General features: G+C 73.2%; 1 protein-coding gene. It reads right to left on the bottom strand.

Annotated features, from left to right (window positions below; genetic code table 11):
* A partial coding sequence (locus AB0J09_RS64130; RefSeq protein WP_360714235.1) for a DUF4132 domain-containing protein occupies nucleotides 1–1377 on the bottom strand: 1377 nt, incomplete at its 3' end.
* Between the last annotated feature and the right edge of the window lie 314 nt (nucleotides 1378–1691).

Raw genomic sequence — 1691 nt, 5'->3', positions numbered from 1 at the left:
CGCCTCGACCGTGGCCGGGCGGCTGATCTGGGAGGCCGAGGTCGAGGCGATCGGATGCTCGGCGATCTGCTCGCGCCAGGTGGCGTACGGCTGCGCGGTCTCGCCGGCGAAGCCCGCCTCCAGCGCGGTGACCAGGGTCGTCACCTGCCGCTGCACCTGCTTGACCAGCTCGCGCAGCCGCTTGACCTCGTCGGGATGCTCCTTGCGCAACGCCGCGGGCACGCTCTTGAGCGGCCGGTCCCCGTGCCACCAGGACAGCCCGAACGAGCCGTCCTCACCGGCCGCGACGACCGCCCGGTGCTCGCCGATCGGCACCTCCAGCCGCCCGCCCGGCCCGAAGCCGAGATCCGGCATGCGGAAGGCCACCTCGACCCGGTCCGCGAGCCCCGGCTCGGCCCGCCTGATCATCCGGTCGAGCTGCTTGACCACGCCGGCGTGCCGGGTGACCGCGCGGGCGGTGCGCAGCGCCGTGATCGCCTCCGGCGTCGGGAACCGTTCGACCGCCCGCGCCACCTCGTACAGCAGCGCCTGCGAGGGCAGGGTCTTGGCCGTCGTGGGCGCGACGGCGACCCGGGTCAGCAGGCCGCCGAGCAGCTCGGGCAACCACGGCTCGTCGCGGAACAGCGCCAGCCGCGCGGCCCGCCCGATCGCCGCTGTCTCCTTCGGTCCGAACGCCTTGTCCGCCCGGTACGGGATCTCGCCCGCGTGGATCTCCGCCAGCCGGCCGTCGGCGGCCTCGAGGGTCGAGCGGGCGAAGTCCACGTACGCCGGCATCGCGGCCAGCCGTTCCCAGACGTCGGGCAGCTCCGGCGGCGACCCGAACGACCCGGGCCCGATCTCGGCCAGCAGCGCCCTGCCCGCCGGGTCCAGGCCCATGACCAGCTCGAGCTCGGCCGCCGCCAGCGGCTCCCGCCGTTCTTCCATGATCTCCGCCATCTCGTCCATCCCGGCCAGGCCGGCCACGGCCAGGAACGCGTACGGGTGCTCGATCCGCTTCTCGCGGGCCATGAACTCGATCAGGGTGCGCGCCGGCGCCGCGAGGGCGGCCGTCGGGGCACCGCCGGGGCAGCGCAGCAGCGCGGCCGCCGCCAGGCACAGGTCGGCCCACTTACGGCGGGCCAGGCCGTCGACCAGGGCCTCGTACAGCGCCAGGCACGACTCGGGGGTGAAGGACGGCTGCCGCTCCCTGACCTGGTCCTCGACGGTGACCCTCATCGAGAACGCCGGGCCGCTGCCGGTCACGCGGTAGGCGAGGGGCAGCAGGTGGCCCAGGTCGGCCGCGCTCAGCCGGGCCCCGTCCGGCCACGGGTCGGGATGGCCGGCACCGGGCTCGGTCAGGTGGCGGTGGAGCTGCTGGGCCGTGGGGGAGAGCTGCATGCGGCGTTTCCTCGATCTGCCATGAGGACCGTTGATCCTCGCCTTCACCGCAGGAGAGTGCCGCACGCCACCGACAGAAACCAGACGCCGGCCACCATCGTGTTCAAATACTGGCGTGGGACATGTCCATAAGCGTCGCGCCCGTTCGTCGCTTTGGTGAAACGCCGTCGATTCGAGGAGCGCGCGATGAAGTACATGATGTTCGTCTGCACCGACACCGAGCCTGACACCGACAAGGAGAACCTGCCGGACATCGAGGCATGGGTGGCGGAGAACGACGCCCGCGGGCGGCGTGTGCGGGGCGCGGTGCTGAC

The organism is Nonomuraea sp. NPDC049784 (assembly GCF_040659615.1).
Taxonomy (GTDB): Bacteria; Actinomycetota; Actinomycetes; order Streptosporangiales; family Streptosporangiaceae; genus Nonomuraea.
Note: the sequence above shows the minus strand (reverse complement) of the source record. Positions and strands in the feature narration are given on the sequence as shown.